The sequence below is a fragment of the Acetobacter pomorum genome, from assembly GCF_002738225.1.
Lineage (GTDB): Bacteria > Pseudomonadota > Alphaproteobacteria > Acetobacterales > Acetobacteraceae > Acetobacter > Acetobacter pomorum.
In genome coordinates this window covers 1-240 of record NZ_PEBQ01000075.1, presented here as the reverse complement: position 1 = coordinate 240, position 240 = coordinate 1, and the positions used below count along the sequence as shown (strand labels likewise).

Annotated in this window: 1 protein-coding gene; it reads left to right on the top strand. The window is 61.7% G+C overall.

Features of this window, described 5'->3' with window-relative positions; genetic code table 11:
- The first annotated feature begins 4 nt into the window (after positions 1-4).
- Positions 5-100, top strand: coding sequence for a Rop family plasmid primer RNA-binding protein (locus CSR02_RS17270; RefSeq protein ID WP_225624896.1), 96 nt, complete (start codon positions 5-7; stop codon positions 98-100).
- The last annotated feature ends 140 nt before the right edge of the window (positions 101-240 follow it).

Genomic DNA, 240 nt, shown 5'->3' with positions numbered 1-240 from the left:
GGATCTGGATGAGGCTGCCGGCTGCTGTGAGCACCTGCACGATCAGGCCGAAGCGCTTTACGCCATGCTGAACGCACAGATAGGCGAGGAAAATGCGTGAAAATCGGTGAACGGGTGCGCAATTCAGTGCGCGGCCGTGAGGCGATGGCGGGGTGTCGGGGCGCAGCCCTGACCAGGGTATTTGTGATGCCGGCGCGTGCGCGGTATTACAAATGCACATCCTGTCCCGGAACGGACACC